Below are 26,073 nucleotides of genomic sequence, written 5' to 3' on the forward strand. Positions count from 1 at the left end.
TCTTCGACAGAATGGTGGTGATCGCAGCGGTCAGGGTGGTCTTGCCATGGTCAACGTGACCGATGGTGCCGACGTTTACGTGCGGTTTGGTCCGCTCAAACTTCTCTTTTGCCATGATAAACTTTTTCCCTGAAATACAATTAAAAAGTTACGTGGTATGGTGCCCATGGGCAGAATTGAACTGCCGACCTCTCCCTTACCAAGGGAGTGCTCTACCCCTGAGCTACATGGGCCTCTTACAGGCTTTGCGCTTGGAGCGGGTGAAGGGAATCGAACCCTCGTCATAAGCTTGGAAGGCTTCTGCTCTACCATTGAGCTACACCCGCCTAGCACGAACGGACGACCAATTACACGCCGCACAAGACGCTAGATAAATCTGGTGGAGGGAGAAGGATTCGAACCTTCGAAGGCAGAGCCGTCAGATTTACAGTCTGATCCCTTTGACCGCTCGGGAATCCCTCCGTGAAGAGAGCCGAATATTATAGAAGCCCCTTAGGGGTGTCAACACCCAAAACAAAATTTTCTAGGATTTTTTCACACCCCGCAAAGACAACGCCCGCCAAGCTTTACGGGCCTGGCGGGCGTTGTCTTTTGCATCAAACACTTAGCGCAATCAAGCCTTGCCGGAGATCTTCAGATACTTCTGCATCAGCTCGTCCGGCGACTCTTCGCGCGCCGGATCCAGCGGAATGCAGTCTACCGGGCAGACCTGCTGGCACTGCGGTTCGTCGTAATGCCCAACGCACTGGGTGCACAGTTCGGGGTCGATTTGATAGATCTCCTCCCCCTGCGAAATCGCATGGTTGGGGCACTCGGGTTCACAGACGTCGCAGTTGATGCATTCGTCGGTAATCATCAAAGCCATAATTCAATCCTCTACTCATTTCACGACAGACTCGACCGGCCTTCAGACCGACCTCATCCATTAACACATCACTCAGCCGACAACTTCGCGCGCAACAAGCCCGAAACACACCGAGCTCGCCTTGCCGTTGCGCAGCGTTTCCCACCCGTCCAGCGCCGGCCACACCTTATTTTCCAAATAGACGACGGCCTGCGGCGCCAATACCGGCGCCAACATTGGCAACACGGTAGACAACAGGTCGCTATCGTAGGGCGGATCAAGGAACACCACATCGAAGCTTTCGCGCGTGCTACGCAGATATTGCAGCGCATCGGCGCACACCACTTCGACGTTGGCCGCCGACAGCATTTCTCGGTTGGCCCGCAGAACCTCGGCCACAGCCCTCCCCTTTTCCACCATCACCACGCGGCTCGCACCGCGCGACGCGGCCTCGAAACCCATCGCGCCGCTACCGGCGAACAGATCCAGGCAGCGCTTGCCGTTGAGCGTCTGCCCAAGCCAATTGAAAACCGTTTCGCGCACACGATCCGGCGTCGGCCTCAGCCCCGACGCATCGGGAAAAGACAACAGGCGCCGGCGATACTCTCCGCCGATGATTCTGACCTTGTTTCGTTGCTGATTCATGCCATCTGCCATAAGAACAATATTACTGCGTGTCGGACTGACCGACACCGCCATTGATCAAACTATCGTCAAGAAGATCGCTATTCTTTCATGAACCGGTGTTCGGGGCACAGCTTTAAAAGGTACAATTTCGCCATCCGACACTTAATTAAAGTATCGACAAGGGCACGCATGTTCAGTTTTTTCAAAAAGAAATCCGAAAACCAGATCGACCAGCCGACAAATCCGACCCCCGAATTGGTGCAAGACGCCGTCGAGTCGCCACGCAGTTGGACCGAGCGGTTAAAATCCGGCCTCGCTAAAACGCGCAACAAACTCGGCAAGAATCTGGCCTCTCTGTTCGGCGGCGGACAGATCGACGAAGATTTGTACGAAGAGTTGGAAACCGTCCTGCTGACTGCGGACATGGGCGTGGACGCCACCGAGCACCTACTGCGCGAAGTGCGCGAGCGCGTCACTCTGCGCGGGCTCAAGGATAGCGCCGAACTCAAGGAAACGCTCAAATCGGTGTTGTTCGAGTTGATCTCACCGCTGGAGGTTCCGCTTGAGCCTCGCGCGGCCACCCCTTTCGTCATCATGATGGCCGGCGTCAACGGCGCAGGCAAAACCACCTCGATCGGCAAGTTGGCCAAATATTTTCAAAGTCAGGGATTGAGTGTACTACTGGCAGCGGGCGACACGTTTCGCGCCGCCGCACGCGAGCAGTTGATCGAGTGGGGCGAACGCAACAACGTTACCGTCATCGCGCAACAAGGCGGCGATGCCGCCGCCGTCTGCTTCGATGCCATTAACTCGGCCAAAGCACGCGGCATCGACATCGTACTGGCCGATACCGCCGGTCGGTTACCGACACAACTGCACCTTATGGAGGAGATCCGCAAGGTCAAGCGCGTCATCCAGAAGGCCATTCCGGACGCGCCGCACGAAGTTGTGCTGGTTCTGGATGCCAATATCGGCCAGAACGCGCTCAACCAGGTCAAGGTATTCGATGAAGCGCTCGGCCTGACCGGGCTGATTCTGACCAAACTGGACGGCACGGCCAAGGGCGGCATCATCGCCGCCATCGCCAAACAGCATCCGGTGCCGCTGCGCTTTATCGGCGTTGGCGAAGGTCTTGATGATCTGCGCCCCTTTTCGGCGCGGGAATATATCGATGCCCTATTCGATTGAGCGGCCCGATGGGCAGCCGTTCACGTTGAGGAATAACCACGCATGATTCAGTTCGACCAGGTGACCAAACGCTACCCCGGTGGCAACGAAGCATTAAAGAACCTGTCGTTTTCCATCGAGACCGGCGAGATGGTATTTCTAGCCGGCCCCTCCGGTGCGGGCAAATCGACCCTGCTCAAGCTGATCGCCGGGATAGAACGCGCCACGCAAGGCGGTGTACTGGTCAACGGACAGAACCTGACCCGCATGCGCGGCAATCAGATCTGCTTCGTACGCCAGCATATCGGCATGGTATTCCAGGATCACAAAATCCTGTTCGATCGCAATGTCTTCGACAATGTCATGTTACCGCTGGACATCATTGGCTTCGACCGCCGCGATGCCGCACGCCGAGTCCGGGCCGCACTGGATAAGGTCGGCCTGCTCGGCCGAGAGAAATCGATGCCGATCCGACTGTCGGGCGGCGAACAACAACGACTGTGCATTGCGCGCGCCGTCGTGCACCGACCTTCGATTCTGCTCGCCGACGAACCCTCCGCCAACCTCGACCGTGCCTACGCGCTCGATATCATGGAGCTGTTCAAATCCTTCCATCAAGTCGGCGCCACCGTGGTCATTTCCGCACACGACGAAACCCTGATGGAAGATTACGGTCGCCGCATCATTCGCCTGCGAGAAGGACAATTTGCCGCATGAGACACTTCTTCTACCTGCACGCGCAAAGCGCCCGCAGCGCCCTGATCAAGATCTTGCGCCAGCCTTTTGGCAGCCTGCTCAACCTGCTGATGCTTTCCGTGGCCCTCGCCCTGCCCCTATCGCTGTTTCTGGCCGTGGCCAGTCTGCAGGACTGGGCCGGCCGACTGACCGCCACGCCGCAGATCACGCTGTACATGGAACAAAGTGCGGAGGCCGCGGACATCTCCGCAGTCAACACCACACTGCACAAGCACCCCGAAGTGCAATCCTTCGTCTTCATCAGCAAAGGGCAAGCCCTGAAGGAGATGGAAACGAAGAACGGCCTGCAGGGTCTATCCGACGGCCTTGGCGGCAACCCCCTACCGGATGCCTTCGTCGTCACCCCGACCACACTCGACCCACACGAGCTCGACATGCTGCAAAAAGAGCTGTCGGGCCTACCCATGGTCGAAAGCGCCCAGTTCGATGCTAGTTGGGCCAAGCGTCTATTCGCTTTGATCTCGCTCGGCCACCAACTCACCTGGTTCCTGGCCGGGGTACTGGGTGCGGCGTTGGTGCTGGTCACCCACAACACCATTCGCATGCAGATCCTGGCGCGTCGCGACGAGATCGAGGTAACCAAGCTGATCGGCGCGCCCGACAGCTTCATTCGCCGACCGTTCATGTACCACGCACTGTGGCAAGGTCTTGTGGCCGCGTTGATTGCCTGGGGTCTGACTTGCTGGCTAGCCCTTGCCGCCAATCCGGCGATCAGCGAGTTCGCCCGGCTGTACAACGAGCAGGTCTCGCTACGCATGCTGCGGCCGACTGAATTGGCGGCGTTCATCGCCGGCTCGGCGTTGCTTGCCATGATCGGCGCCCGAATGGCTGCCGACCACCACCTACGGCGGGTCGGGCCGCGTTGATGCATGCAGGCTATTGAACCGATAAAGAAATACATCCGGAGATGCAACTTTCTCGACTAGCACTCGACTAACTCGAGTGCTAACATTGCAGCATCGAATGGAGAATCACAGCCATATGACCACAACCTTCGCATTGCCCGTTCCTTCCACCTCCGGCAGCTTGGAGCAGTACATCCAGGCGGTGAACAGCGTTTCGATGCTGTCGGCCGAAGAAGAAATCGAGCTGGCAACCCGCTACCATGGATCCAACGATCTGGATGCGGCGAAAAGGCTCGTACTATCGCACCTTCGCGTGGTGGTATCGATTGCCCGTGGTTATGCCGGTTACGGCCTGCCGCAGGCCGACCTGATCCAAGAGGGCAATATCGGCTTGATGAAGGCCGTCAAACGCTTCGAACCCAATCGCGGCGTCCGCCTCTTCTCTTTCGCCATCCACTGGATCAAGGCGGAGATACACGAATTCATCTTGCGCAACTGGCGTCTGGTTCGCATCGCCACCACCAAGCCGCAACGCAAGTTGTTCTTCAACCTGCGCAGCATGAAAAAGAACTTCGCGGCGCTGACCGATGCCGAGGCGCAGGCCATTGCCGACGACCTGGGCGTCAAACGCGAAGAAGTGCTGGAGATGGAAACGCGCTTGACCGGGCAAGACATCGCACTGGTCGCCGACGAGGGTGACGACGAAAGCTTCGCGCCGATCGACTGGCTGGCCGACGCCGAAGCCGAGCCGACACTGCAATTGGAAAAGAAGGCTCTGGCGCGTCTGCAGACCGTCGGGCTGGAAAAGGCGCTCTCGACGCTGGACGATCGCAGCCGCCGCATCATCGAGGCACGCTGGCTGGCCGACGACGGTGGCGCTACGCTACACGATTTGGCCGCCGAATTTGGCGTTTCTGCCGAACGCATCCGCCAGATCGAAGCCAAGGCATTGGGCAAGATGAAGCAAACCATGGCTGCCCAAGTCTGACAGCGGCGGAAAGGCGCGTTGCTTTGCGACGCACCCCACCGCACAAAAAAAACCTGCCGACGGCAGGTTTTTTTATGGTCTTCCGACAGCGCCGCTACTCGTTGGCTGTGCGGAACTTAGCCGGCAAGCGGGCGTAGGCCTCGCTGCTCATGACGCGCAGACGCGCCCAGGAGGCCGGGCCGTCCTGCAGATCTTCGATAAAGTCGTGCGCATAGGTTGGGAACGAGGCTAGCGCCAGGCCCAACGTTTGTTCAGCCTGAGCTTCCTGCCCCACCATGGACTGCATTTCAGCTTGTTTCAGCAAGACATCCGGATAGGGTCTGAACGCCGCCATCAGGTCAACCCAGGCACGTTTCTGCGGCAGGTTATCCGGTGTGGCCTCAATGTAGTTGTCCAGGGTGTAGAGCGCATGGAACGCGTACAGCGGCTCGGTGCGGACGATTTCGCCCAGTCGCACAGCACGCTGGCCGTCGATCTTGGCGACATTGGTGGGCGAATACAACCCAGTCAACTCGTGGTAATGCTTCACCGCCGCGATGGACACCCCACCCAACGCCACCATGCCGGCAAACAGCACGAGCCGCCACAGCACGCTCAGGCCGGTTCCCCGCCCCTTCTCCGGCAACGGCGCCAATGCCATGAAAATCACTAGCATCGCCAGGAAATACAGATACCACAGCGGATACTCGACCATGCTGTGAATCAGGGTAACCGCCATGCAGGACAGCGGCAGTACGCCCTCGATCTGGGCACGCTGGCTAAAGTACGGCCAGATAGCCCAACCAAAGCCCAACAGCACGATGGCGGTGATGACCCAGCCCATTTCGGCCAACAACTGCAGAATTAGGTTATGGGCATTGGTGAATAGCCCGCTGTTGACGCCATCGGCGGCAAACTGCGGCAGCGCCTGCAGAGTGACGCTCTGTGCGGCGTACTGCGACCAGCCCACGCCTCGGACGCTATGAGCTCGGAACACCAGCCAGGCCTTGTGCATCTCGGCGAAACGACGCGACGACATATCGTCGCCATTAGCCGCCAGGCGCTCGACGCCCGAGGACACGACGGCATGGCTATGGGTAAAGAAGGCAACCGCCTGGTTGGCATAAGGCAACAGGAATTGCGCAGCGACAATCGCGCTACAAGCAAAGAACACGGCCAACATCATGCGGCGTGAGATCGCCGTGCGGATGCGGGCATGCCAGACGATACCGATCAGCACCACCGCCACCGCATACAGCAGTACCGTGCGCGACGCTGCGTATGCCAGCATCAGCGACAACCACATCGTCCACAGCAAAAACCAGCGGCCGCGCATCTTCTCGATGGAGAACAAGTAGACGCCGGCGAGCATGCCCCACATGAGATAGTGCGCGTACTGATTGCGCTGGCCGATATGACCGAAAATATTGGTGGTCGGATGAGACGAGTCGTAGAACACGACGCCGTTCATCATCGTCGCGAGCCCGGTAAGTTGCGTGAAACCGATCAACGACTGCACCAGGCTGCCGACGATCAGCGCCCAAGCCAACCAGAACGTCAGCCGGGAGAGCCCCATCTCATCGCGCAAGGTCAGTGTCACGGCGGCCAGGAACGCGAGCGCACTGAACGCCAACGAGGTCGCATAATTCATGCCTGGGAACAGGATCTTGACGAACCACGGTTGCGCCGCCCAGCACACCGCCAAGGCCAGACACCAGATCGTGGCGCGCGGCAGGCGTTCGAACAAGGTTCCGTTAGTCGCCAACAGCAACCCGGCCCCCAACGCCAGCCAAACCGTATTGATCTCCCCCCACCATTGCGGCAACGGCACGTAATGAATCGGCGAGGCAAAAGGCACGATGGCAATCAGGCACCAGAGCAAGGTGGCCATCGACAGGGTCAAGGTTCTGAATTGCATAGCTCGGGGTCGTTTCGTTGAAGCCGCAAGGATAGCGTAAAAATCACCCAAAGCCGCACACTTTTTCATCTCATTTGCTTAAAAGCATACGCTCGACTCAAACCGGATCTCATTTGTTCCATCAAAGCACGCCAGAGGGGCGATTGACGCTCCCCTGACGTCAATCGCAGCACGCACATCGGCAGACTAGGACACCGGGGCGCCCAGCCGACAAGTAGCCGGTAGAAAACGCACCGGCACCGGCTGTAGCCCCTGGCTGTCGCCCGGCTGACAACGCCAACGGATCACGCCGCGCGCATCCTGCCCGACCATAGAAAAAAATCGCCCATTGACCTCATCGCTGCCGGTGTTGCGTAACTTCACCGTCAGAATGCCATCGCCGTTACGTTGCGCATAACCGATCGACTCCACCACATCGGAAGAGATCTCACCCAGACCGGCCGCCTGCAAATTAGGCGGCATCTCGCCGCTGGCGATCGCATACTCCGCCACGCTGACGCGCGCTGCCGACAGCAGCTGCACCGCTTCGGCCAGACGGGCTCGCACACTGTAATCTTGGTACTTGGGCATCGCGGCCACGGCCAACACCCCCACAATGGCCACCACGATCATCAACTCAATCAACGAAAACCCCACAGGTAAACGATCTATCCGCATGACGGCACCTCGCTGTCAGAGCCCGGACGGGCGGAGGAGCCATGCTAGCGCCTCCGCTGAACGCAGGCACGGCTACGCGGTACGCCGACAGTACACCGACGTGTTAGCATCACAACCCTGCTTTTGTTCTTAGGAAATCCGGCATGTCGAACCAAGACTGGTTGAGCCGCAGCACCCAGGCCGTATGGCACCCCTGCACCCAGATGAAACGGCACGAACGCTTCCCGTTGGTGCCGATCGCCTCGGCCCAGGGCGCCTGGCTGACCGACTTCGACGGCAAACGTTACCTAGACGCCGTCAGCTCCTGGTGGGTCAATCTGCTCGGACATGGCCATCCGCGGATCAAACAGGCGATCCGCGATCAGCTCGACACGCTTGAGCATGTCATGCTGGCAGGCTTCACCCACCGCCCGGTGATCGAGCTCTCCGAACGCCTGACGGCGCTGACCGGCTTGGGCCACGCCTTCTACGGTTCGGATGGCGCCAGCGCCACCGAGATTGCGCTGAAAATGAGCTTCCACTACTGGAAGAACAACGGGCAAGCCGAAAAATGCCGCTTCATCAGCCTGGAAAACAGTTATCACGGCGAAACCGTTGGCGCGCTGGCGGTAACCGACGTGCCGCTGTTCTCGGCCACCTACGCACCGCTCTTGCAGAAAGCGCTGCGCGTTCCGACGCCTGATGCGCGCCTGGCCGCACCGGGCGAAAGCGCGAGCGATGTCGCCCGGCGTGCCGCGCAAGCCTTGGAGAACGTGCTGGCAAAACGCGCCGGCGAAGTGGCCGCGCTGATTCTCGAGCCGCTGGTGCAGGGCGCCGCCGGCATGGCCATGTACCACCCCGACTACCTGCGCGAAGCACGTCGCCTGTGCGATCGATACCGGGTTCACCTGATCGCCGACGAAATCGCGGTCGGCTTCGGCCGCACCGGTACGCTGTTCGCCTGTGAGCAAGCAGGCATCCGCCCCGACTTCCTATGCTTGTCCAAGGGCATCACCGGCGGCTTTCTGCCACTCTCGTGCGTCTTGACCAGCGACGAGGTTTATCGAGCGTTCTACAGCGACGACGTGCGCGATGGTTTCCTGCATTCGCACAGCTATACCGGCAATCCGCTGGCGTGCAGCGCGGCACTCGCCGTGCTCGACACGCTGCAAGAGGAAGATATTTTGGCGCAAAACCGAGACAAAGCCGCGCGCTTCAGCCATTTGCTGGCCCCGCTCGCCGCGCGCGACGATGTCCGCCATTTCCGCCAGCAAGGCATGATCTGGGCATTCGACGTCGAAAGCCCGCGTGGCGACTTTGCCCAGGCCTTCTTCGCCGCCATGCTCGAGCGCGGCTGCCTGGTTCGCCCGATCGGTACCTCGGTGTACTTCATGCCCCCCTATTGCCTGCAAGACGACGAAATGCAACAACTGGCCGACGCCACGCAACAGACGCTCGACCAGTTATCGCGCTCAGAGAGCGGGGCCACATCGCAGCCTGCGCTGCCCTGAGGATACAGCGGGGGGGCTTCGCGAGACGGCTCCGACTCCCTATAATTATTTCTTTTACCCGGACATCGTTCATTATGCATTCGGTTATCCACTCGGCCAGCCGTATCGTCGTCAAAGTCGGCTCCAGCCTGGTGACCAACGACGGCAAGGGGCTCGATCTCGCGGCGCTCGGCCGCTGGGCGGAAGAAATTTCCGAACTCAAGCGACGCGGCAAACAGGTGGTGCTCGTTTCCAGCGGTGCCATCGCCGAAGGCTGCCAGCGCTTGGGCTGGGCCACGCGCCCCAAAAGCGTGGATCAGTTGCAAGCCGCCGCGGCAGTCGGCCAGATGGGACTATGCCAAGCCTACGAATCGGCCTTTCGCGCCTTCGGTCTCGGCACGGCGCAAATCCTGCTCACCCATGAAGACCTGGCGGATCGCACACGTTATCTGAACGCCCGATCGACGCTGACAACGCTGCTCAACCTTAACGTCGTACCGATCATCAACGAGAACGATACCGTCGTGACCGACGAAATCCGCCTGGGCGACAACGATACCCTGGGCGCCCTGGTCACCAACCTGATCGAAGCCGATGCGCTGGTGATCTTGACCGACCAAATCGGCCTGTTCAGCGCCGACCCGCGTAAAGACCCGCAGGCACGCCTGATCGAAGACGCCACCGCCGGCGACCCGCAGCTTGAAGACATGGCCGGCGGCGCCGGGAGCAAGGTGGGAACCGGCGGCATGTTGACCAAGATCCTGGCCGCCAAGCGAGCAGCACACAGCGGCGCGCACACCGTGATCGCCTGCGGTCGCGAACCGCACGTGTTGTCTCGCCTGGCCGATGGCGAGCATATCGGCACACAGCTGCAAGCGGTCACCAGCCGCCTGGCGGCCCGCAAGCAGTGGTTGGCCGACCACCTCAAACTGTCGGGCCGCATCACGGTCGACGCTGGCGCCGCGCGCGCCATCGGCGAAAAGGGCACCAGTCTGCTGCCGATCGGCGTGGTCTCGGTCGAAGGCGACTTCCTGCGCGGCGAGGCCGTCGCCTGCATCGACCCGCAAGGCCACGAACTGGCCCGCGGCTTGGTCAACTACAGCTCCGACGAGGCGCGCCAGCTGATCAAAGTCGCCACGCGCGACATCGAGACGGTGCTCGGCTACATCGGCGAACCGGAGCTGATTCACCGCGACAATATGGTGTTGGCCAACTGCGGTTGACCCCGCATGCCGAACATGAAAAAAGCCGCGAATGCGGCTTTTTTAGTGGCAGGAGAAGCGGGTCGGCGATCAGGATTCGTCGTCCCCGGCACTCGAGTTCTTTTTCTTCTGCTCGACACTACGCATGATGACGATAGCGATCATGCCGCACAGGAAGAACAGCAGCAGCATCCAGACAATCGATTGCAGCGTCTCGATGACGGTGCGGTAAATTTCCAACACCCAACTCATGAAGTTCAGCGGCGGCGGCGTTCCATTGTCGCCTTTATTGGCGATGTACTTCTGCAGCTCCCACAGCTGCACCCCACCCGACACACCCACCACCACAATCGCGAACTGGATGTACTTGTGCCACGCCTCGGCCAAATCGGCGCCGACGATGTTCGCCAGCACACGATCAACCGCCTTGTCGAAAAAGCGCGCGGTCAGCGTAGCGGTCAACATCGACACCACCAGCGCTACCAGCAACATCACTAAAAACATGCGTCACCTCGTCTCTGAATATTCTGATCTGCTGCGATCATTTTAGTCGCCCGCGCCCGCGGACGCCCCCTCATTCCACAGCCAGGCCGCGCCGCGCACGCCGGATGAATCGCCGTGCACGGGCGCTGCCAAGCGCGTCAAGACACTGTCTGAAAATACGTATCGCCCCCAGCGCGCGGGCACGCCTTCATAGAGCGCGGCGATATTCGACAACCCGCCTCCCAGCACGATCACGTCCGGGTCGAGAATATTGATCACCCCGGCCAGCGAGCGCGCCAAGCGATCCAGATAGGTATCGAGCGAGGCCTGCGCCGCCATGCAGACACCGCTACCGGCGCGTTCGGCGATCTCGTACGGTTGCAGGTCGAACCCCTGTTCGCGCAGACAGGCCTCGTGCCAAGCCGGCCCGGACAGATAGCGCTCGATACAGCCGGCTCGGCCACAATAGCAGGCCGGCAACGGCAAATCGGCTGCCGCGGGCAAAGGCAGTGGGTTGTGTCCCCATTCGCCGGCAATGCGGTTCGGTCCGTCCAGCACACGGCCATCCACCACCAGACCGGCGCCGACACCGGTACCGAGAATCACCCCGAACACCACGCGCGCGCCATGCCCGGCGCCATCGATGGCCTCGGACAAGGCAAAGCAGTTGGCATCGTTGGAGAGCCGCACCGGCCTTGCCAACTCGCGTTCCAGATCGGCCTTAAGCGGCCGGCCATTGAGCCAGACCGAATTGCAGTTCTTCATGCAACCGGTCAGTGCCGACAGCGCCCCTGGCGTGCCGACGCCCACCGTAGCGCTCGCACCGAGTTCGGCCTCGGCCGCGCGCACCATGCGACCGATCTGCGCCACCGAGGCGGCATAATCGCCGCGCGGCGTTGCCTCGCGCTGGCGCAGCAACACCTCCCCGCGCGTCGACAAGGCAACGATCTCCGTCTTGGTGCCGCCCAGATCCACGCCGATGCGCAACATCGCTCAGTCTTTCATCGGCAGACCGAAATGGGTGAACGCCTGCGCCGTGGCCATACGGCCGCGCGGCGTGCGCTGCAAATAGCCCTGCTGGATCAGATACGGCTCGATGACATCCTCGATGGTATCGGTGCTCTCGCCGATGGCAGCCGCCACATTGTCGAGCCCGACCGGACCGCCGGCGAACTTCTCGATCACCGCCGACAATAATTTGCGATCCATCACATCCAGCCCGGCGACATCCACATCCAGCATCGACAACGCGGCATCGGCCACCTCGACGCTGACCACGCCATCGGCACGCACTTCGGCATAATCGCGCACCCGGCGCAACAGGCGGTTAGCGATGCGCGGCGTGCCGCGGCTGCGACGCGCCACCTCGAAAGCGCCCTCGGCGCCGAGCGTGACATTCAACAGCCCGGCCGAACGCTGCACGATGCGCGTCAGCTCTTCCGGCGAATAAAACTCCAGCCGCGACACGATACCGAAACGATCGCGTAGCGGATTGGTTAGCATACCGGCACGCGTCGTGGCGCCGACCAGCGTGAACGGGGGGAGATCGATCTTGACCGAGCGCGCCGCCGGCCCCTCGCCGATCATGATGTCGATCTGGTAGTCCTCGAGCGCCGGGTAGAGGATTTCCTCCACCACCGGGCTCAAGCGATGGATTTCGTCGATGAACAGCACATCGTGCGGTTCGAGGTTGGTTAACAGCGCCGCCAGGTCGCCGGCACGCTCAAGGACCGGGCCGGAGGTCTGGCGCAGATTCACGCCCATCTCGCGCGCGATAATGTGCGCCAGCGTGGTCTTGCCCAACCCCGGAGGGCCGAACAGCAACACATGATCCAGCGCCTCGCCGCGCTTCTTGGCCGCTTGGATGAAGATCGTCAACTGCTCGCGCGCCTTGACTTGGCCGACATACTCGTCGAGCAACTTGGGCCGCAATGCACGCTCCAGCGCTTCTTCCTGCGCCGACAGCGATTGCTGCGTCACGATGCGCCGCGGGGCATCGCCCATGAGATTGTCGGTTTCCAGCATGGCAGGCCATTCAACAGTGTGGTTAGACTGCAATCTTATCACCCTGATATGATGATTGCCGACCTTCGGGTCAAGACAACGTCTTCAGGGCGGGGTGAAACTCCCCACCGGCGGTAGGCTGGCAAATGCCGGCGAGCCCGCGAGCGCCTGGCGAGCCAGGGACAGCAGATCCGGTCGAATGCCGGAGCCGACGGTCATAGTCCGGATGAAAGAAGACTCGCACCCGCCTGTTCCAGGCGGGTGTCTGCCCTGCATGCGTGTTTCTCATGATTTTTTAGAGGACCGATGCAATGAACCTGCTACAAAATTCCCACACCCATGCCGTGGAAACGGCGCTCGACGCACTCCGACGCGGCCTGCCCATCGCCCTTTTGGACGACGACGACCGTGAAAACGAAGCCGATCTGATCGTGGCCGCCGATCGGCTAAGCGTGCCGATCATGGCGCAGTTGATCCGCGATTGCAGCGGCATCGTCTGCCTATGCCTGCCTCAGGCCACCGCCGAACGCCTTGGGCTGCCGATGATGGTCGAACACAATCAAAGTCGTTACGGCACGGCCTTCACCCAATCGATCGAAGCACGTCACGGCGTCACCACCGGCGTCTCCGCCGCCGACCGCGTCACCACCATCCGGGCTGCCATTGCAGCGGATGCCAAACCGGAAGATCTGGTTCGTCCCGGTCACGTGTTTCCGTTGATCGCAAGCACGGGGGGCGTACTGACACGACGCGGCCACACCGAGGGAGCCGTCGATCTCGCCTGCTTGGCAGGACTGTCGCCGGCGGCGGTGTTGTGCGAATTGATGAACCCGGATGGCACGATGATGCGTGGCATTGCGCTCGACACCTATTTGGCCCGCTACCGCATTGAACGGCTGACCATCGAGGATCTAGCGCGCTATCGCGCAGAACGAGAGGAATAACCCGCGAGGATGGGGCGTGTCAGCGCGACGCGCCCCCTAACAGCCTTAACGATCACCCCTTGGCCAAGCCCTTGAGCGCCAAACGGATACCCTCGCTGACATCGACGTCGGCCGGCAATGTCTTCATGGCCGCTTGCGCTTCTTTTTCGCTGTAGCCCAAGGCCATCAACGCATTGAGGATATCGCTGCGGCTATCCGCTTGTGCGGCGGCGAACGGCAAACCACCCGGCATCGTCAATGTGGCGCCGGTGGCCAGCTTGCCGCGTAGTTCCAGCACCAACCGTTCGGCGGTTTTCTTGCCGATACCCGGTACGGCGGACAAGCGCTTCAAATCTTCGGTGGCGATCGCCTGCGCCAACTCGTCGGCGCTCATTCCCGACAGGATCGCCAGCGCGATGCGTGCGCCAATGCCCGTCACCTTGATCAACTGACGAAAGGTCTCGCGCTCGGTGCGGCTGGCGAAGCCGAACAGCAGATGCGCGTCTTCGCGCACCACTTGGTGGATAAACAACACCACTTTTTCGCCCAAAGCCGGCAACTGATAATAAGTGGTCATCGGCACGTCGACCTCGTAGCCGACCCCCTGGACATCGACCACCACTTGCGGCGGCAATTTTTCCAGCAAAACACCGTTCAGGCGTCCGATCATCTTGGTTCTTTCTTCAATAGGAGGGAGGACGACTCAGACCAGGCGGCCGCCCTTAACACGCAGTCCCTGCGAACTCAGCGCCGCCAGCGCGTCGTGGCTGTGGTTGGCATGCGCCAGCGCCACCGCCAGCGCATCGGCGGCGTCGGCCTGCGGCGTGCCGGACAGCGACAGCAGCCGCACCACCATCGCTTGTACCTGTTCTTTGGGGGCCTTGCCATGGCCAACCACCGACTGTTTGACCTGCAACGCCGTGTACTCGGCAACGGGCAGTTGGCGCAACACCAGCGCCGTTACCACCGCGCCGCGCGCCTGGCCCAGCATCAGTGTCGCCGCCGGATTGACGTTGACGAATACTTGCTCGACGGCAGCCTCTTGCGGCCGGTAAGTCTCGATCACCTCGAACAAGTGTTCGGCGATCACCCGTAGGCGCTCGGCAAGCGGCGCACCTTGCGGTGTGCGGATACAGCCGGAGGCAACGTAATGGCGTTGCGAACCGACCACGTCGATCACGCCGAAACCGGTAATGCGCGAGCCCGGGTCAATGCCGAGAATGCGCCGGCTCACGGGCACGCCCAGCCGGCGGCAATGCGATCGGCCTCCTGCAGACGCTCGGGCGTCCCGACATCCAGCCACAGTCCGGACAAACGCTCTCCGCTGATGGTCCCGCGCGCCATGGCCTCGATGAACACGTTGAGCAGTGTTTCACGCACCGGCGAACGCCGGGCCAGGTCGGCCAACAAGGAGGGATGATAGGCGCCGATGCCGGCATAGGTCAGTCGTGGCAGCCCCTCGACCGGTTCGCGCGTCACGCGGCCGTCCGGATGCAAAGTAAAATCGCCTCCGGGACGATGCGGTGGATTGTCTACCAAGATCAGGTGCGCCTGGCGCGCGTGCCCGTCCAAGCGCTGCGCCGCAGCCATCAGCCGCGCGAAATCCAGATCGCACAACACGTCGCCATTGACCAGCAGGAAAGGCGCATCGCCCAAAAGCGGCAGCGCCTGGGCGATGCCGCCGGCCGTTTCCAGCGCTTCATGCTCCGCCGACCAGGCGATACGCACGCCATAGGCGGCGCCATCGCCAAGCGCCGCCTGCAGCCGTTCACCGAGCCAGGCGTGATTGATCACCAACTCGCGGATGCCGCAAGCCGCCAACCGGCGGATATGCCAGCCAATCAGGGTTTCTGCGCCGACTCGCAACAGCGGCTTGGGGGTGTGGTCGGTCAATGGCCGCATACGCTCGCCGCGTCCGGCAGCCAGGATCATCGCCTTCATCAAAAGGTATACCCGGTCTGCACATCTTCGTCGCCGCCATCCAACTCGCGCAGCAGTTGATAGAGCGGTGCCAGCTCCTGGTAACGACGGGTGGTTTTTTTCAAATACTTGAGGAAGCGCGGCACTTCGGCCAGGTAGCGCTCTTTGCCGTCGCGGTGCCACAGCCGGCAGAAGATCCCCGCCACCTTCAGATGGCGCTGCACGCCCATCCATTCGAAGTCGCGATAGAAGTCGTCGATATTGGCCGCGACCGGCAACCCGGCCTTGCGCGCCTTTTCCCAGTAGCGCACCACGATATCCAGCACCAGTTCTTCGTCGAACTCGACGAATGCGTCGCGCAATAGCGACACCAGGTCGTAGGTAATCGGGCCGTAGACCGCATCCTGGAAGTCAAGCACGCCCGGTCGACCTTCGGACAGCATCAGGTTGCGCACGATATAGTCGCGATGCACAAAGACCCGTGGCTGCGCCAGCACACGGTCGAGCACGCGGGGGACGCTCTCGTCCCAAAGCTTGCGTTGCGCGTAATTGAACGGCTTTTGCAACTGTTTGCCGGCGAACCAGTCGGGAAACAGGTCGACCTCGCGCTGTAACAAGGCGCGGTCATACTCGGGCAACACGCCGCTACGACTGCCCAGTTGCATGTCGATCAGGTTATCGACGGCCTCCAGCAGCAAGAGACGCACCGTCTCCGCCGACTGATCCTGTTGTAGCGCCGCCATATAGGTCACGCGGCCGAGATCCTGCAGCTCCATGAACCCCTGTTCGCGGTCGTGAGCATAGATCTCCGGCACATTGAGCATGGACAGCACCTCGCGTGCATGGACATAGGGTGCCGTGTCCATCTTGTCGGGCTGGGCATCCATCAGAATGCGCGTGGAACCGTCTGGAAACGTGGCGCGGAAGTAACGGCGAAAGTCGGCGTCGGCCGCCGCAAACTCGACCTGCAGGTCGATTCCGGGGTGTTGATCAGAAAGCCACTTTTTAAGTTGTGCTAATCGCTGCATGTCGGTTGATTGCGGTACTGGTAGAATTGTGCGATTTTATACCGCCGATTGCACCCACGATATGGTTTTGTGCATGCCACGAATTCAACAAACACAAATTGTCCTGGCGCTAGCCGCTGCTTTTTCCGTGCAATTCGCTCGCGCGGACACGCCAGCCGACTACGTCACGCCGGCGCTCCCCGTCCCGGGCGAGGCGCATGTCACCGCCGATCACATCGAAGGCACCATGAACGACACCCTGCAAGCACGGGGGAATGTGGTGGTGACGCGCGACGATCAGAAGTTGACCAGCGACTGGCTCGACTACTACCAGGCGAAGAATCGCGTCAAAGCGGGCGACCGCTTTACCCTCACCCGCCAACAGGATCGCATCGACGGCACTTTGCTCGACTACAACCTCGATAGCCGCACCGGCACCGGCCAACAACCGGTCTTCCGCTCCGGCACGCCGGGCAAGGAAATGCGCGGCGATGGCAAGGAAGTGATATTCCGCGGCAAGGACAATTACCGTGTCCTCCAGTCCGAGGCGACCACCTGCTCGGTCGGCGACGACAGCTGGTACCTGCGTTCGTCGCAGCTCGACCTCGATTACACCACCGGCATTGGTACGGCCTACCACGCAAATGTCGTCTTTCAGGGCGTACCGATCCTGTACGCACCGTGGCTGGACTTCTCGCTCGACGGCCGGCGTAAATCCGGCTTCCTATACCCCTCGCTGCAAGGCGGCAGCCGGGGCTTGGAACTGGCCATTCCCTACTACTTCAACCTGGCGCCCAACTACGACGCCACGTTGACCACGCGCCTGAACACGCAGCACGGGTTGATCCTCGGTGGCGAGTTCCGCTATCTGCAGCCCGATTATTCCGGCTGGCTGTACACCGAACAGATCCAGCGCGACCAGGCGACCAAGCACTACCGCTACCTGTGGAGCGGCGCGCACCAACAGACCTTGGCGCCCGGCCTGACCGCCGGTTACGACGGCACCACCGTCTCGGACGACAACTACTTCAGCGACTTCGGCGACCGCTACACGGTCGCCGCCAATGTCAACCTGGTACGCGAGGCCTACGTCAATTATGCCCGCAGTTGGCAGGGCGGCTCGGCCAACCTGTATCTGCAGGCCCAGCGCTACCAGACCCTGCAAGCCACCGGCACCGCGGTCACGCCGCCGTATGCCCGTTTGCCGGAACTGACGCTCACCGCCAACCAGAATCTGCCGTTGGGCCTCTCCGGCAACCTGACCAGCGTGATGACCCAGTTCTCGCACCCTACGTTGCAGGAAGGCAATCGCTGGGTGCTCTATCCGAGTATTACGCTGCCGTTCGAGCGCAGCTGGGGATTTTTCAAACCGAAGATCGGCATTCACTCCACCCAATACCAACTGCAAAGTTACAAAGGCAACCCCAGCAGTAACGTCACCCGTACCTTGCCGATCGCCAGCATCGACACCGGACTGTACTTCGACCGGCAGGTGGAAATGTTCGGCGGCGAGCGCACCCAGACGCTGGAACCGCACCTGTACTATCTGAACGTGCCGGCGCGCGACCAAAGCAGCATCCCGAACTTCGATTCCTCGCTGAACGACTTCGGCTTCGCCCAGATATTCTCCGAAAACGACTATTCGGGCTACGACCGCATTTCGCCGGCCAACCAGATCACCGCCGGACTCTCCTCGCAGTTGATCGACAACGACAGCGGACGGGAAATCATTCGCGCCGCCGTCGGCCAGCGCTACTATTTCGATTCGAGCCAGCTTAACAGCGATGGCACCCTGTCAAAGCGAACGACCGGGGCCTCGGACTTTCTGGCGAGCCTGGGCGGCGAAGTCGTCAAGAACTGGAATCTCGACAGTTTGTACCAGTACAGCGCGACCACGCATGCGCCGGTACAATACAACGTGTCGTTGCGCTACCAGCCGGCTGCAGGCAAGGTCGTGTCGCTGCGCTACCGCTTTTACACCAACAACCAGGTCAACGCCCAAGGCCAGCCGGAGAACCTGAACGAGGTCGACTTCGGCGTGCAATGGCCGATCCTGCCCAAGTGGTATGGTCTGTTGCGTACCGACTATTCGCTGCAGGATCGCCAGGCGATGCAACAGTTGGTGGGGGTCGAGTACAACAACGGCTGCTGGCTGCTGCGCTTGGTTACCGAGCGATACATTACCAAGCTGACCCAAACCAAGACCGCTTTCTATTTGCAAATCGAACTCAAGGGACTGGGCGCCCTGGGCACCAATCCGCTCCAAACCCTGCGCCTGGCCATTCCGGGCTATACCCAGACAAACGATATCCAACCATGACCATGAATAAAACTTTGCTAGCACTCTTGATGTCCGCCGCGCTCACCATCGTTCACGCCGCGCCGGTTCAACCGGTCGACCGCATCGTTGCCGTGGTCAACAAGAGCGTGATCACCGAGCGCGATCTGAGCACCAGAGTCAATGAGGCCCTCGCCTCCTTACGCGAACAGCACGTCGCGCCGCCCGCCGCCGACGTGCTGCGCCGCCAGGTGCTCGATCAGATGATCACCGAAACGGTCGAATTGCAGTTTGCCGACAGCAATCGCATCGCGGTGACCGACAGCGATGTCGAGCAAGCCATGCAACGCGTCGCCAAACAGAACAAGCTGAATCTCGACGGTTTGCGCCAGAACCTGACTAAGCAGGGCATTGCTTTCGATAGCTTCCGAGCCGATGTGCGCCGCGAGTTGCTGCTGTCGAAACTGCGCGAAAGCGTCATTGCCTCGCGCGTGACTGTCACCGACTCCGAAATCGACCAGGCGCTGAAAAATCCGCAGTTCGCCAACCACACCGAATTCCACTTGGCCAACATTTTGATCGACGTGCCCGAGCGCGCCGATGCCGCCCAGATCGATAACCGCATGCAACGAGCCCGCAAGGCGTTGGCCGAGTTGAATGCCGGCAAGCCGTTCGGTAACGTGGCGGCCGCCTACTCGTCCGCACCCAATGCCATGCGCGGCGGCGACGCAGGCTGGCGTCCGGCGGCCAGTCTGCCGGCGGAGTTCGCCGCCATGCTGGAGACGATGAAGCCCGGTGGCATCACCGATATCATTCGCACCCAACAGGGCTTTTACATCTTCCAACTGGTCGATAAGCGCAGCGAGCAGGTACAGCAGCTTGCCGAGCAATACAACACCTTCCACATTCTGGTTCGCACCAACGAGGCGGTTTCGGAAAGCGATGCACGCACCAAGATCCTGCAAATTCGCGACCGCATTTTGCGCGGCGCCTCGTTCCAGGAGATGGCCAAGCTCTATTCGGAAGATGGCAGCAACATCAAGGGTGGCGATTTGGGCTGGCTATCCAAGGGCGACACCGTTCCCGAGTTCGAGCAAGTCATGGTTTCGTTGCCGCTCGGCACCCTGTCTGAGCCGGTGCGCACCCCGTTCGGCTGGCACCTGATCAAGGTGGAAGCCAAGCGCACGCAAGACGTTACCGCGGATCGCAGCCGCTCGATGGTTCGTCAGCAAATCCATGCCCGCAAGGTGGACGATGCTTACCTCGATTGGGTTCATCAACTGCGCGATGCCGCTTTCGTCGACGATCGATTGAGCGAGCAATGAGCGACACGCGCCCCGTACTGGCCATCACGGCGGGCGAACCGGCCGGTATCGGGCCGGATCTGACTCTGACCCTTGCCGAGCTGCCTAGTCATGCGCGGCGCGTCGTCCTGACCGACCTGACCCTGTTGCAGGCCCGTGCGGCCACACTGGGCCGCGCACCGCAGCTGGTCGCCTACCAACACGGCCAGCAGCCCCCGGCTGGAGCGCTGGAAGTGCTGCACATGCCGCTTGCCGCGCCATGTGCTGCTGGGCAGTTGAATCCCGCCAATGCCGGTTTCGTACTCGCCACGTTGGATCGTGCCATTGCCGGCTGCCAGTCCGGCGAATTCGCCGCCATGGTAACCGGTCCTGTGCACAAAGGCGTCATCAACGACGCCGGCATCCCATTCACAGGCCATACCGAATACCTGGCGGAAAAAACCGGCACAGCCCGGGTGGTGATGATGTTGGCCGGCGACCGGCTGCGCGTGGCGTTGGCCACCACCCACCTGCCGCTTCGCGCCGTGGCGGATGCCATCACCCGCCCCGACCTGGAACAGGTGATCCGCATACTGCACCGCGACCTGATAAATCGTTTCCATATCGCCAAGCCGCGCATCTTGGTCGCCGGACTCAATCCGCACGCCGGTGAAGGCGGCCATATGGGACGCGAGGAAATCGACGTCATCGCCCCGGTGCTGACACAATTGCGCGCCGAAGGGATGGATTTGGTCGGACCGTTGCCGGCCGACACCCTATTCAACCCGGATCGGCTCGACGGCTGCGATGCCGTGCTGGCCATGTACCACGACCAAGGACTACCCGTGCTGAAATACGCCACCTTCGGTCATGGCATCAACATCACCTTGGGGTTACCGCTGATCCGGACTTCGGTCGACCACGGCACGGCGCTCGATCTGGCCGGCACAGGCCGTGCCAATCCAAGCAGCCTGCACGAAGCGGTGCAGTTGGCAGAGCAGCTCAGCGCGCGCACTTAAGCGCGCTGTCCGACAATATTCCAATCACGCCGAAATACTTCATGTTAAAGGAGTATTTCGCCTAATATCCCCTATCACAACATCGTTTTCCGCGGCGCAACATTTGGGATACACTTTCTGCAGACAAAGATGATCGAGCAGAAATAGACAATGAACGCTCCCGCAAAAGCGCGCTTGCGCGAAATACCTTATAACTACACGTCGTTCGCCGACCGAGAAATCATGATTCGCCTATTGGGCGAAGACATGTGGCACCTGCTGGAGGTCTTGCGCGGCGAACGTCGCACCGGTCGCTCGGCACGTATGCTGTTCGAAGTACTGGGCGATATCTGGGTGGTCGACCGCAACCCCTACCTGGTGGACGATCTGCTGGACAATCCCAAGCGGTTGAACGCACTGGTCGGCGCCATGCACCACCGCCTGCATGAAATCGACAAGCGGCGCGAAGGCAACGAAAAAGTCCAGGCACTGATTCAGGCCACCTCGCAGGCAGTCGACCGTTTCGAGGCGCAATTCGGCGCGACGCGCACGCTACGCAGCAAAATCCTCAAGCGCCTGACCCGCATCACCCGGCGCGACAATATCTTGTTCGATGGCCTGGCACGCGTCTCGCATGTGACCGACGCCACCGACTGGCGCGTCGAATACCCATTCGTGGTGTTGTGTCCGGACAGCGAGGAAGAAATCGCCCCGCTGGTCAAAGCCTGCATCGAACTCGACTTGACCATCATCCCGCGCGGCGGCGGCACCGGCTACACCGGCGGTGCCGTGCCGCTCGACTGGCGCTCGGCGGTCATCAACACCGAAAAGCTCGACCGCCACCAGGGGGTCGAATATATTCCGCTGCCGGGGCTGACCGGGACACACGCCACCATCCAGTGTGGCGCCGGCGTCGTGACCGCACGGGTATCGGAGACGGCGGCGGCGGCGGGACTGGTGTTCGCCGTCGACCCCACCTCGGCGGAAGCCTCCTGTATCGGCGGCAACGTCGCGATGAACGCCGGCGGCAAGAAAGCCGTGCTCTGGGGCACCGCGCTGGACAACCTGGCCAGCTGGAAAATGGTCGATCCGGATGGCAATTGGCTGTTCATCGAACGTGTGGCACATCACTATGGCAAGATCCACGATGTCGAGACCGCGCATTTTAGGCTCTCCAGGCTTGCCGACGACGGCCAGACCGTCCTGTCCACCGAAAGCCTCGATATCCCCGGCCGCGCCTTCCGAAAAACCGGACTCGGCAAGGATGTGACCGATAAATTCCTGGCAGGCCTGCCAGGCGTGCAAAAGGAAGGCTGCGACGGCATCATCACCAGCGCACGCTTCGTTTTGCACCGCATGCCCGACCATATCCGTACCGTCTGCCTGGAGTTCTTCGGTACCGTCACTCAGGCGACGCCGGCCATCGTGGAAATCAAGGACTTTATCGACGCCCATTCCGACGTACGCCTGGCCGGTCTCGAACATCTCGACTGGCGCTACGTGCGCGCCGTCGGTTATGCAACCAAGGCAAAATCTCGCGGCCGGCCCAAAATGGTCTTGCTGGCCGACATCGTGTCGGACGACGAAAACGCCCTGGCGGAGGTCTGCAGCCATGTGGTCAAGCTCGCCAACGCGCGTTGCGGCGAAGGCTTCATCGCCGTCAGTCCCGAAGCGCGCAAACGCTTCTGGCTCGACCGTTCGCGTACCGCGGCGATCGCGCGTCACACCAATGCATTCAAGATCAACGAAGACGTCGTGATTCCGCTTAACCGGCTCGGCGATTATTCGGATGGCATCGAGCGCATCAACATCGAGTTGTCGATCGGCAACAAGATCCGCTTGCTCGATACGTTGAGCGACTATTTCCACGGCCGTCTACACGTCGACAGCGAGGGGAGTACGCTGTCAGACGACGATATGATCGCCGGTCGCCGCGATGGCGCGCTGATGCTGCTGGAACAGGTGCGCCTGCGCTGGCAGTGGATGCTGGCGCATCTCGACCGTCCGATTCACGAGTACCGTAGCGCCTGGCCCGACATTGGCGACCTCCCAAACGAAGGCACGCTGTTTACCGCCATGCGCGACTTCCAGTTGCGCGTCAGCTGGAAGAGCGAGATCCAACAAGAGTTGGAGACCATGTTTGCCGGCAAGATCGATGCACCGATTTTGGCCGCCATCCACGCCATTCATCAGAAAGTGCTGCGCAGCCGGGTGTTCGTGGCGCTGCACATGCATGCCGGTGATGGCAACGTACACACCAACATCCCGGTCAACTCCGACGACTATGAGATGTTGACCCTTGCCAACCAAGCTGTCGCGCGCATCATGACACTGGCCCGAGATCTCAATGGCGTCATCTCCGGCGAGCACGGCATCGGCATCACCAAACTCGAGTTCCTACGTGAAGAGGAGCTGGCGCCGTTCGTGGCCTACAAACAGCGTGTCGACCCCAATGGCCACTTCAACCGCGGCAAGTTGATGCCGGGCGCCGATCTCAAGCGGGCCTACACGCCGTCGTTCGCCCTGCTGGGCGTTGAGTCGCTGATCCTCGAGCAGTCAGACATCGGCGACATCGCCGATTCGGTCAAGGATTGCCTGCGTTGCGGCAAATGCAAGCCAGTCTGTTCGACCCATGTCCCGCGCGCCAATCTGCTCTATTCGCCGCGCAACAAGATCCTGGGCGTCGGCCTCTTGACCGAGGCCTTCCTATATGAAGAGCAGACCCGGCGCGGCGTCAGCCTCAAGCACTTCGAAGAGCTGTCCGACGTGGCCGACCATTGCACGATTTGCCACCGCTGCGTCAAACCCTGTCCGGTGAACATCGACTTCGGCGATGTGTCGATCGCCATGCGCAACTTCCTGCGCAAGACCGGCAAAAAGTCGTTCAACCCCGGTACCGCGCTCGGCATGGCGTTTCTCAATGCCAAAGATCCCGCCACCATCAAGATGCTGCGCACCGGCATGATTCAATGGGGCTATAAGGCGCAGCGTAGCGCGCACGCGCTCGCACGCCGTTTCCATCTACTGAGCGATCAGACCAGCCATCCGCCGGCCACGGTATCGCCCGCACCGATCAAGGCACAGGTCATCCACTTCATCAACAAACCCATGCCGGGCGGTTTGCCGAAGAAGACGGCACGCGCGCTGCTCGACCTGGAGGATCCGACAGTCGTACCGGTGATCCGTAAGCCCCAGCTTGCCGACGATGCCGAGGCAGTGTTTTACTTTCCCGGTTGCGGCTCGGAGCGTCTGTTCAGCCAGGTTGGCCTCGCTACCCAGGCCATGCTGTGGCATATGAATGTGCAAACCGTGCTGCCACCTGGCTATCTCTGCTGCGGCTACCCGCAGGCCGCCTCGGGCTTCGGCGACAAAGGCGAAGCCATCACCACCGAAAACCGGGTATTGTTTCACCGTGTCGCCAATACCCTCAACTACCTGGACATCAAGACCGTCTTGGTCAGCTGCGGAACCTGTTTCGACCAGTTGACCAAGTACCGTTTCGAGGACATCTTCCCGGGCTGCCGCGTGCTCGATATCCACGAATACATGATGGAGAAGGGACTGCGCATCGACCAGGTCTCCGGTCAGCGTTATATGTATCACGATCCCTGCCACACACCGATGAAGAGCTATCAACCGATCAAAGTCGTCAACGAACTCTTGGGAGGCGGCGTCAAACTCAACGACCGCTGCTGTGGCGAAGCCGGTACTTTCGCCGCCAGCCGGCCCGACATCGCCACCCAAGTGCGCTTTCGCAAGCAAGAAGAGATCGAACGCGATTTGGCGAGCCTGCCCGTCGGCGACGACAAGGTGAAGATCCTGACCTCCTGCCCCTCTTGCCTACAGGGTCTGTCGCGCTACAGCACCGACATGGGCACAGAGGCCGACTACATTGTGGTCGAGATGGCACGACACATCCTGGGTGAAAACTGGATGCCGCAGTATCTGGAACAAGCCAGGTTGGGTGGTATCGAACGGGTTCTGTTGTAAAGAAAAAAAAGAAAGGGGGCTCGCCCCCTTTCTTTTTTTGCGCGTTTTTACACGCAAAAAAGGGAGACTAACGTCTCCCTTTTTCGTTGTTGCCTGAATCCGTTTCGGGATTACTTGGCAGCGGAGGCAGCCTTAGCAGCCTTCTTGTGTGCCTTCTTGGCAGCGTGCTTCTTAGCCGGAGCGGAAGCGTCAGCGGCTTGAGCCTTGGAAGCTACAGCCTTCTTGGCAACCTTGTGATGCTTCTTGGCAGCCTTCTTGGCCGGAGCGGAAGCGTCAGCGGCTTGAGCCTTGGAAGCTACGGCCTTCTTGGCGGCAGCCTTGTGATGCTTCTTGGCAGCCTTCTTGGCCGGAGCGGAAGCGTCAGCGGCTTGAGCCTTGGAAGCTACAGCCTTCTTAGCGGCAGCCTTGTGATGCTTCTTGGCAGCCTTCTTGGCCGGAGCGGAAGCGTCAGCGGCTTGAGCCTTGGAAGCTACAGCCTTCTTGGCGGCAGCCTTGTGATGCTTCTTGGCAGCCTTCTTGGCCGGAGCGGAAGCGTCAGCGGCTTGAGCCTTGGAAGCTACGGCCTTCTTGGCGGCAGCCTTGTGATGCTTCTTGGCAGCCTTCTTGGCCGGAGCGGAAGCGTCAGCGGCTTGAGCCTTGGAAGCTACAGCCTTCTTAGCGGCAGCCTTGTGATGCTTCTTGGCAGCCTTCTTGGCCGGAGCGGAAGCGTCAGCGGCTTGAGCCTTGGAAGCTACG

At 60.9% G+C, this 26,073-nt stretch carries 24 protein-coding genes, 3 tRNA genes and 1 riboswitch; of the genes, 11 read left to right on the forward strand and 16 right to left on the reverse strand.

Going from position 1 to position 26,073, the window contains the following annotated elements:
* From DFP86_RS19825 to rsmD, 6 genes are all read right to left on the reverse strand, one after another.
* Positions 1-115 (reverse strand): GTP-binding protein (locus tag DFP86_RS19825; RefSeq protein ID WP_287875394.1); only part of this gene is annotated, 115 nt, incomplete at its 3' end.
* A 43-nt stretch (positions 116-158) separates the two neighbouring features.
* A tRNA-Thr gene (locus tag DFP86_RS07670) sits at positions 159-233 on the reverse strand.
* A 19-nt stretch (positions 234-252) separates the two neighbouring features.
* Positions 253-326 (reverse strand) — tRNA-Gly (locus DFP86_RS07675).
* A 51-nt stretch (positions 327-377) separates the two neighbouring features.
* A tRNA-Tyr gene (locus DFP86_RS07680) sits at positions 378-462 on the reverse strand.
* A 151-nt stretch (positions 463-613) separates the two neighbouring features.
* Positions 614-865 (reverse strand): YfhL family 4Fe-4S dicluster ferredoxin, encoded by a 252-nt coding sequence (locus DFP86_RS07685; protein ID WP_133679807.1) that lies wholly within the window; start codon positions 863-865, stop codon positions 614-616.
* Between the two features lie 72 nt (positions 866-937).
* A complete protein-coding gene (rsmD, locus tag DFP86_RS07690; RefSeq protein ID WP_133679809.1) occupies positions 938-1,489 on the reverse strand; it encodes a 16S rRNA (guanine(966)-N(2))-methyltransferase RsmD in 552 nt (183 codons plus the stop codon).
* Between the two features lie 171 nt (positions 1,490-1,660).
* Between rsmD and ftsY the strand changes: the two genes are divergently transcribed.
* The 4 genes from ftsY to rpoH all read left to right on the forward strand — a co-directional run bounded on the left by ftsY (position 1,661) and on the right by rpoH (position 5,227).
* Positions 1,661-2,659 carry a signal recognition particle-docking protein FtsY gene (gene ftsY, locus DFP86_RS07695; protein WP_133679811.1) on the forward strand — a complete coding sequence of 333 codons (999 nt, stop codon included), beginning with the start codon at positions 1,661-1,663 and terminating at the stop codon, positions 2,657-2,659.
* A gap of 42 nt (positions 2,660-2,701) precedes the next feature.
* Positions 2,702-3,355: a cell division ATP-binding protein FtsE gene (ftsE, locus tag DFP86_RS07700; RefSeq protein ID WP_133679813.1), complete on the forward strand. Its 654-nt coding sequence runs from the start codon at positions 2,702-2,704 to the stop codon at positions 3,353-3,355.
* Complete coding sequence (gene ftsX, locus DFP86_RS07705; protein WP_133679815.1) at positions 3,352-4,260, forward strand: permease-like cell division protein FtsX; 909 nt, start codon at positions 3,352-3,354, stop codon at positions 4,258-4,260. The genes ftsE and ftsX overlap by 4 nt, the downstream gene beginning before the upstream one ends.
* A gap of 115 nt (positions 4,261-4,375) precedes the next feature.
* On the forward strand, positions 4,376-5,227 hold the full coding sequence (gene rpoH, locus DFP86_RS07710; protein WP_133679817.1) for an RNA polymerase sigma factor RpoH: 852 nt from the start codon (positions 4,376-4,378) through the stop codon (positions 5,225-5,227).
* 94 nt (positions 5,228-5,321) lie between these two features.
* On the opposite strand, the gene DFP86_RS07715 is transcribed toward rpoH, so the two are convergent.
* Entirely contained in the window at positions 5,322-7,124 is a 1,803-nt protein-coding gene (locus tag DFP86_RS07715; RefSeq protein WP_133679819.1) for a PglL family O-oligosaccharyltransferase, read from the reverse strand.
* Between the two features lie 186 nt (positions 7,125-7,310).
* Positions 7,311-7,748 (reverse strand): pilin, encoded by a 438-nt coding sequence (locus DFP86_RS07720; RefSeq protein ID WP_166642191.1) that lies wholly within the window; start codon positions 7,746-7,748, stop codon positions 7,311-7,313.
* A gap of 176 nt (positions 7,749-7,924) precedes the next feature.
* Here DFP86_RS07720 and DFP86_RS07725 point away from each other — a divergent pair, with 176 nt between their 5' ends.
* Entirely contained in the window at positions 7,925-9,271 is a 1,347-nt protein-coding gene (locus DFP86_RS07725) for an adenosylmethionine--8-amino-7-oxononanoate transaminase (protein WP_133679823.1), read from the forward strand.
* A 74-nt stretch (positions 9,272-9,345) separates the two neighbouring features.
* On the forward strand, positions 9,346-10,473 hold the full coding sequence (gene proB, locus DFP86_RS07730; protein WP_133679825.1) for a glutamate 5-kinase: 1,128 nt from the start codon (positions 9,346-9,348) through the stop codon (positions 10,471-10,473).
* A 69-nt stretch (positions 10,474-10,542) separates the two neighbouring features.
* On the opposite strand, the gene DFP86_RS07735 is transcribed toward proB, so the two are convergent.
* The 3 genes from DFP86_RS07735 to ruvB are packed head-to-tail and all read right to left on the reverse strand — an operon-like array spanning position 10,543 to position 12,960.
* Entirely contained in the window at positions 10,543-10,956 is a 414-nt protein-coding gene (locus DFP86_RS07735) for a hypothetical protein (protein ID WP_133679827.1), read from the reverse strand.
* A 42-nt stretch (positions 10,957-10,998) separates the two neighbouring features.
* On the reverse strand, positions 10,999-11,925 hold the full coding sequence (locus DFP86_RS07740; protein WP_133679829.1) for an ROK family protein: 927 nt from the start codon (positions 11,923-11,925) through the stop codon (positions 10,999-11,001).
* Between the two features lie 3 nt (positions 11,926-11,928).
* Complete coding sequence (gene ruvB / locus DFP86_RS07745) at positions 11,929-12,960, reverse strand: Holliday junction branch migration DNA helicase RuvB (RefSeq protein WP_133679831.1); 1,032 nt, start codon at positions 12,958-12,960, stop codon at positions 11,929-11,931.
* Positions 12,961-13,036: 76 nt separating this feature from the next.
* Positions 13,037-13,181, forward strand: a riboswitch (FMN riboswitch).
* Positions 13,182-13,250: 69 nt separating this feature from the next.
* Between ruvB and ribB the strand changes: the two genes are divergently transcribed.
* Complete coding sequence (ribB, locus tag DFP86_RS07750) at positions 13,251-13,883, forward strand: 3,4-dihydroxy-2-butanone-4-phosphate synthase (protein WP_133679833.1); 633 nt, start codon at positions 13,251-13,253, stop codon at positions 13,881-13,883.
* Positions 13,884-13,935: 52 nt separating this feature from the next.
* On the opposite strand, the gene ruvA is transcribed toward ribB, so the two are convergent.
* The 4 genes from ruvA to amgK are packed head-to-tail and all read right to left on the reverse strand — an operon-like array spanning position 13,936 to position 16,810.
* Positions 13,936-14,532, reverse strand: a complete 597-nt coding sequence (gene ruvA / locus DFP86_RS07755; protein ID WP_133679835.1) for a Holliday junction branch migration protein RuvA — start codon at positions 14,530-14,532, stop codon at positions 13,936-13,938.
* 33 nt (positions 14,533-14,565) lie between these two features.
* Entirely contained in the window at positions 14,566-15,096 is a 531-nt protein-coding gene (ruvC, locus tag DFP86_RS07760; protein ID WP_133679837.1) for a crossover junction endodeoxyribonuclease RuvC, read from the reverse strand.
* Positions 15,093-15,803, reverse strand: coding sequence for an N-acetylmuramate alpha-1-phosphate uridylyltransferase MurU (gene murU, locus DFP86_RS07765; RefSeq protein ID WP_208108258.1), 711 nt, complete (start codon positions 15,801-15,803; stop codon positions 15,093-15,095). Before murU ends, ruvC begins: the two co-directional genes overlap by 4 nt.
* A complete protein-coding gene (gene amgK / locus DFP86_RS07770; protein WP_133679839.1) occupies positions 15,803-16,810 on the reverse strand; it encodes an N-acetylmuramate/N-acetylglucosamine kinase AmgK in 1,008 nt (335 codons plus the stop codon). Before amgK ends, murU begins: the two co-directional genes overlap by 1 nt.
* Before the next feature lie 73 nt (positions 16,811-16,883).
* On the opposite strand from amgK, the gene DFP86_RS07775 reads away from it, so the two are divergent.
* The 4 genes from DFP86_RS07775 to DFP86_RS07790 all read left to right on the forward strand — a co-directional run bounded on the left by DFP86_RS07775 (position 16,884) and on the right by DFP86_RS07790 (position 25,338).
* Complete coding sequence (locus tag DFP86_RS07775; RefSeq protein ID WP_133679840.1) at positions 16,884-19,109, forward strand: LPS-assembly protein LptD; 2,226 nt, start codon at positions 16,884-16,886, stop codon at positions 19,107-19,109.
* The gene (locus DFP86_RS07780) at positions 19,106-20,392 is read left to right on the forward strand and encodes a peptidylprolyl isomerase (protein WP_133679842.1); all 1,287 of its coding nucleotides are present in this window, start codon (positions 19,106-19,108) and stop codon (positions 20,390-20,392) included. Before DFP86_RS07775 ends, DFP86_RS07780 begins: the two co-directional genes overlap by 4 nt.
* Positions 20,389-21,369, forward strand: a complete 981-nt coding sequence (gene pdxA / locus DFP86_RS07785; RefSeq protein ID WP_133679844.1) for a 4-hydroxythreonine-4-phosphate dehydrogenase PdxA — start codon at positions 20,389-20,391, stop codon at positions 21,367-21,369. The genes DFP86_RS07780 and pdxA overlap by 4 nt, the downstream gene beginning before the upstream one ends.
* A 150-nt stretch (positions 21,370-21,519) precedes the next feature.
* Positions 21,520-25,338 (forward strand): DUF3683 domain-containing protein, encoded by a 3,819-nt coding sequence (locus DFP86_RS07790; protein WP_133679846.1) that lies wholly within the window; start codon positions 21,520-21,522, stop codon positions 25,336-25,338.
* A gap of 110 nt (positions 25,339-25,448) precedes the next feature.
* Here DFP86_RS07790 and DFP86_RS19285 read toward each other — a convergent pair.
* Positions 25,449-26,073, reverse strand: a 625-nt coding sequence (locus DFP86_RS19285; RefSeq protein WP_166642192.1) for a histone H1, incomplete at its 5' end; no start/stop codon positions are given.

Source organism: Paludibacterium purpuratum (assembly GCF_004363805.1).
GTDB lineage: Bacteria > Pseudomonadota > Gammaproteobacteria > Burkholderiales > Chromobacteriaceae > Paludibacterium > Paludibacterium purpuratum.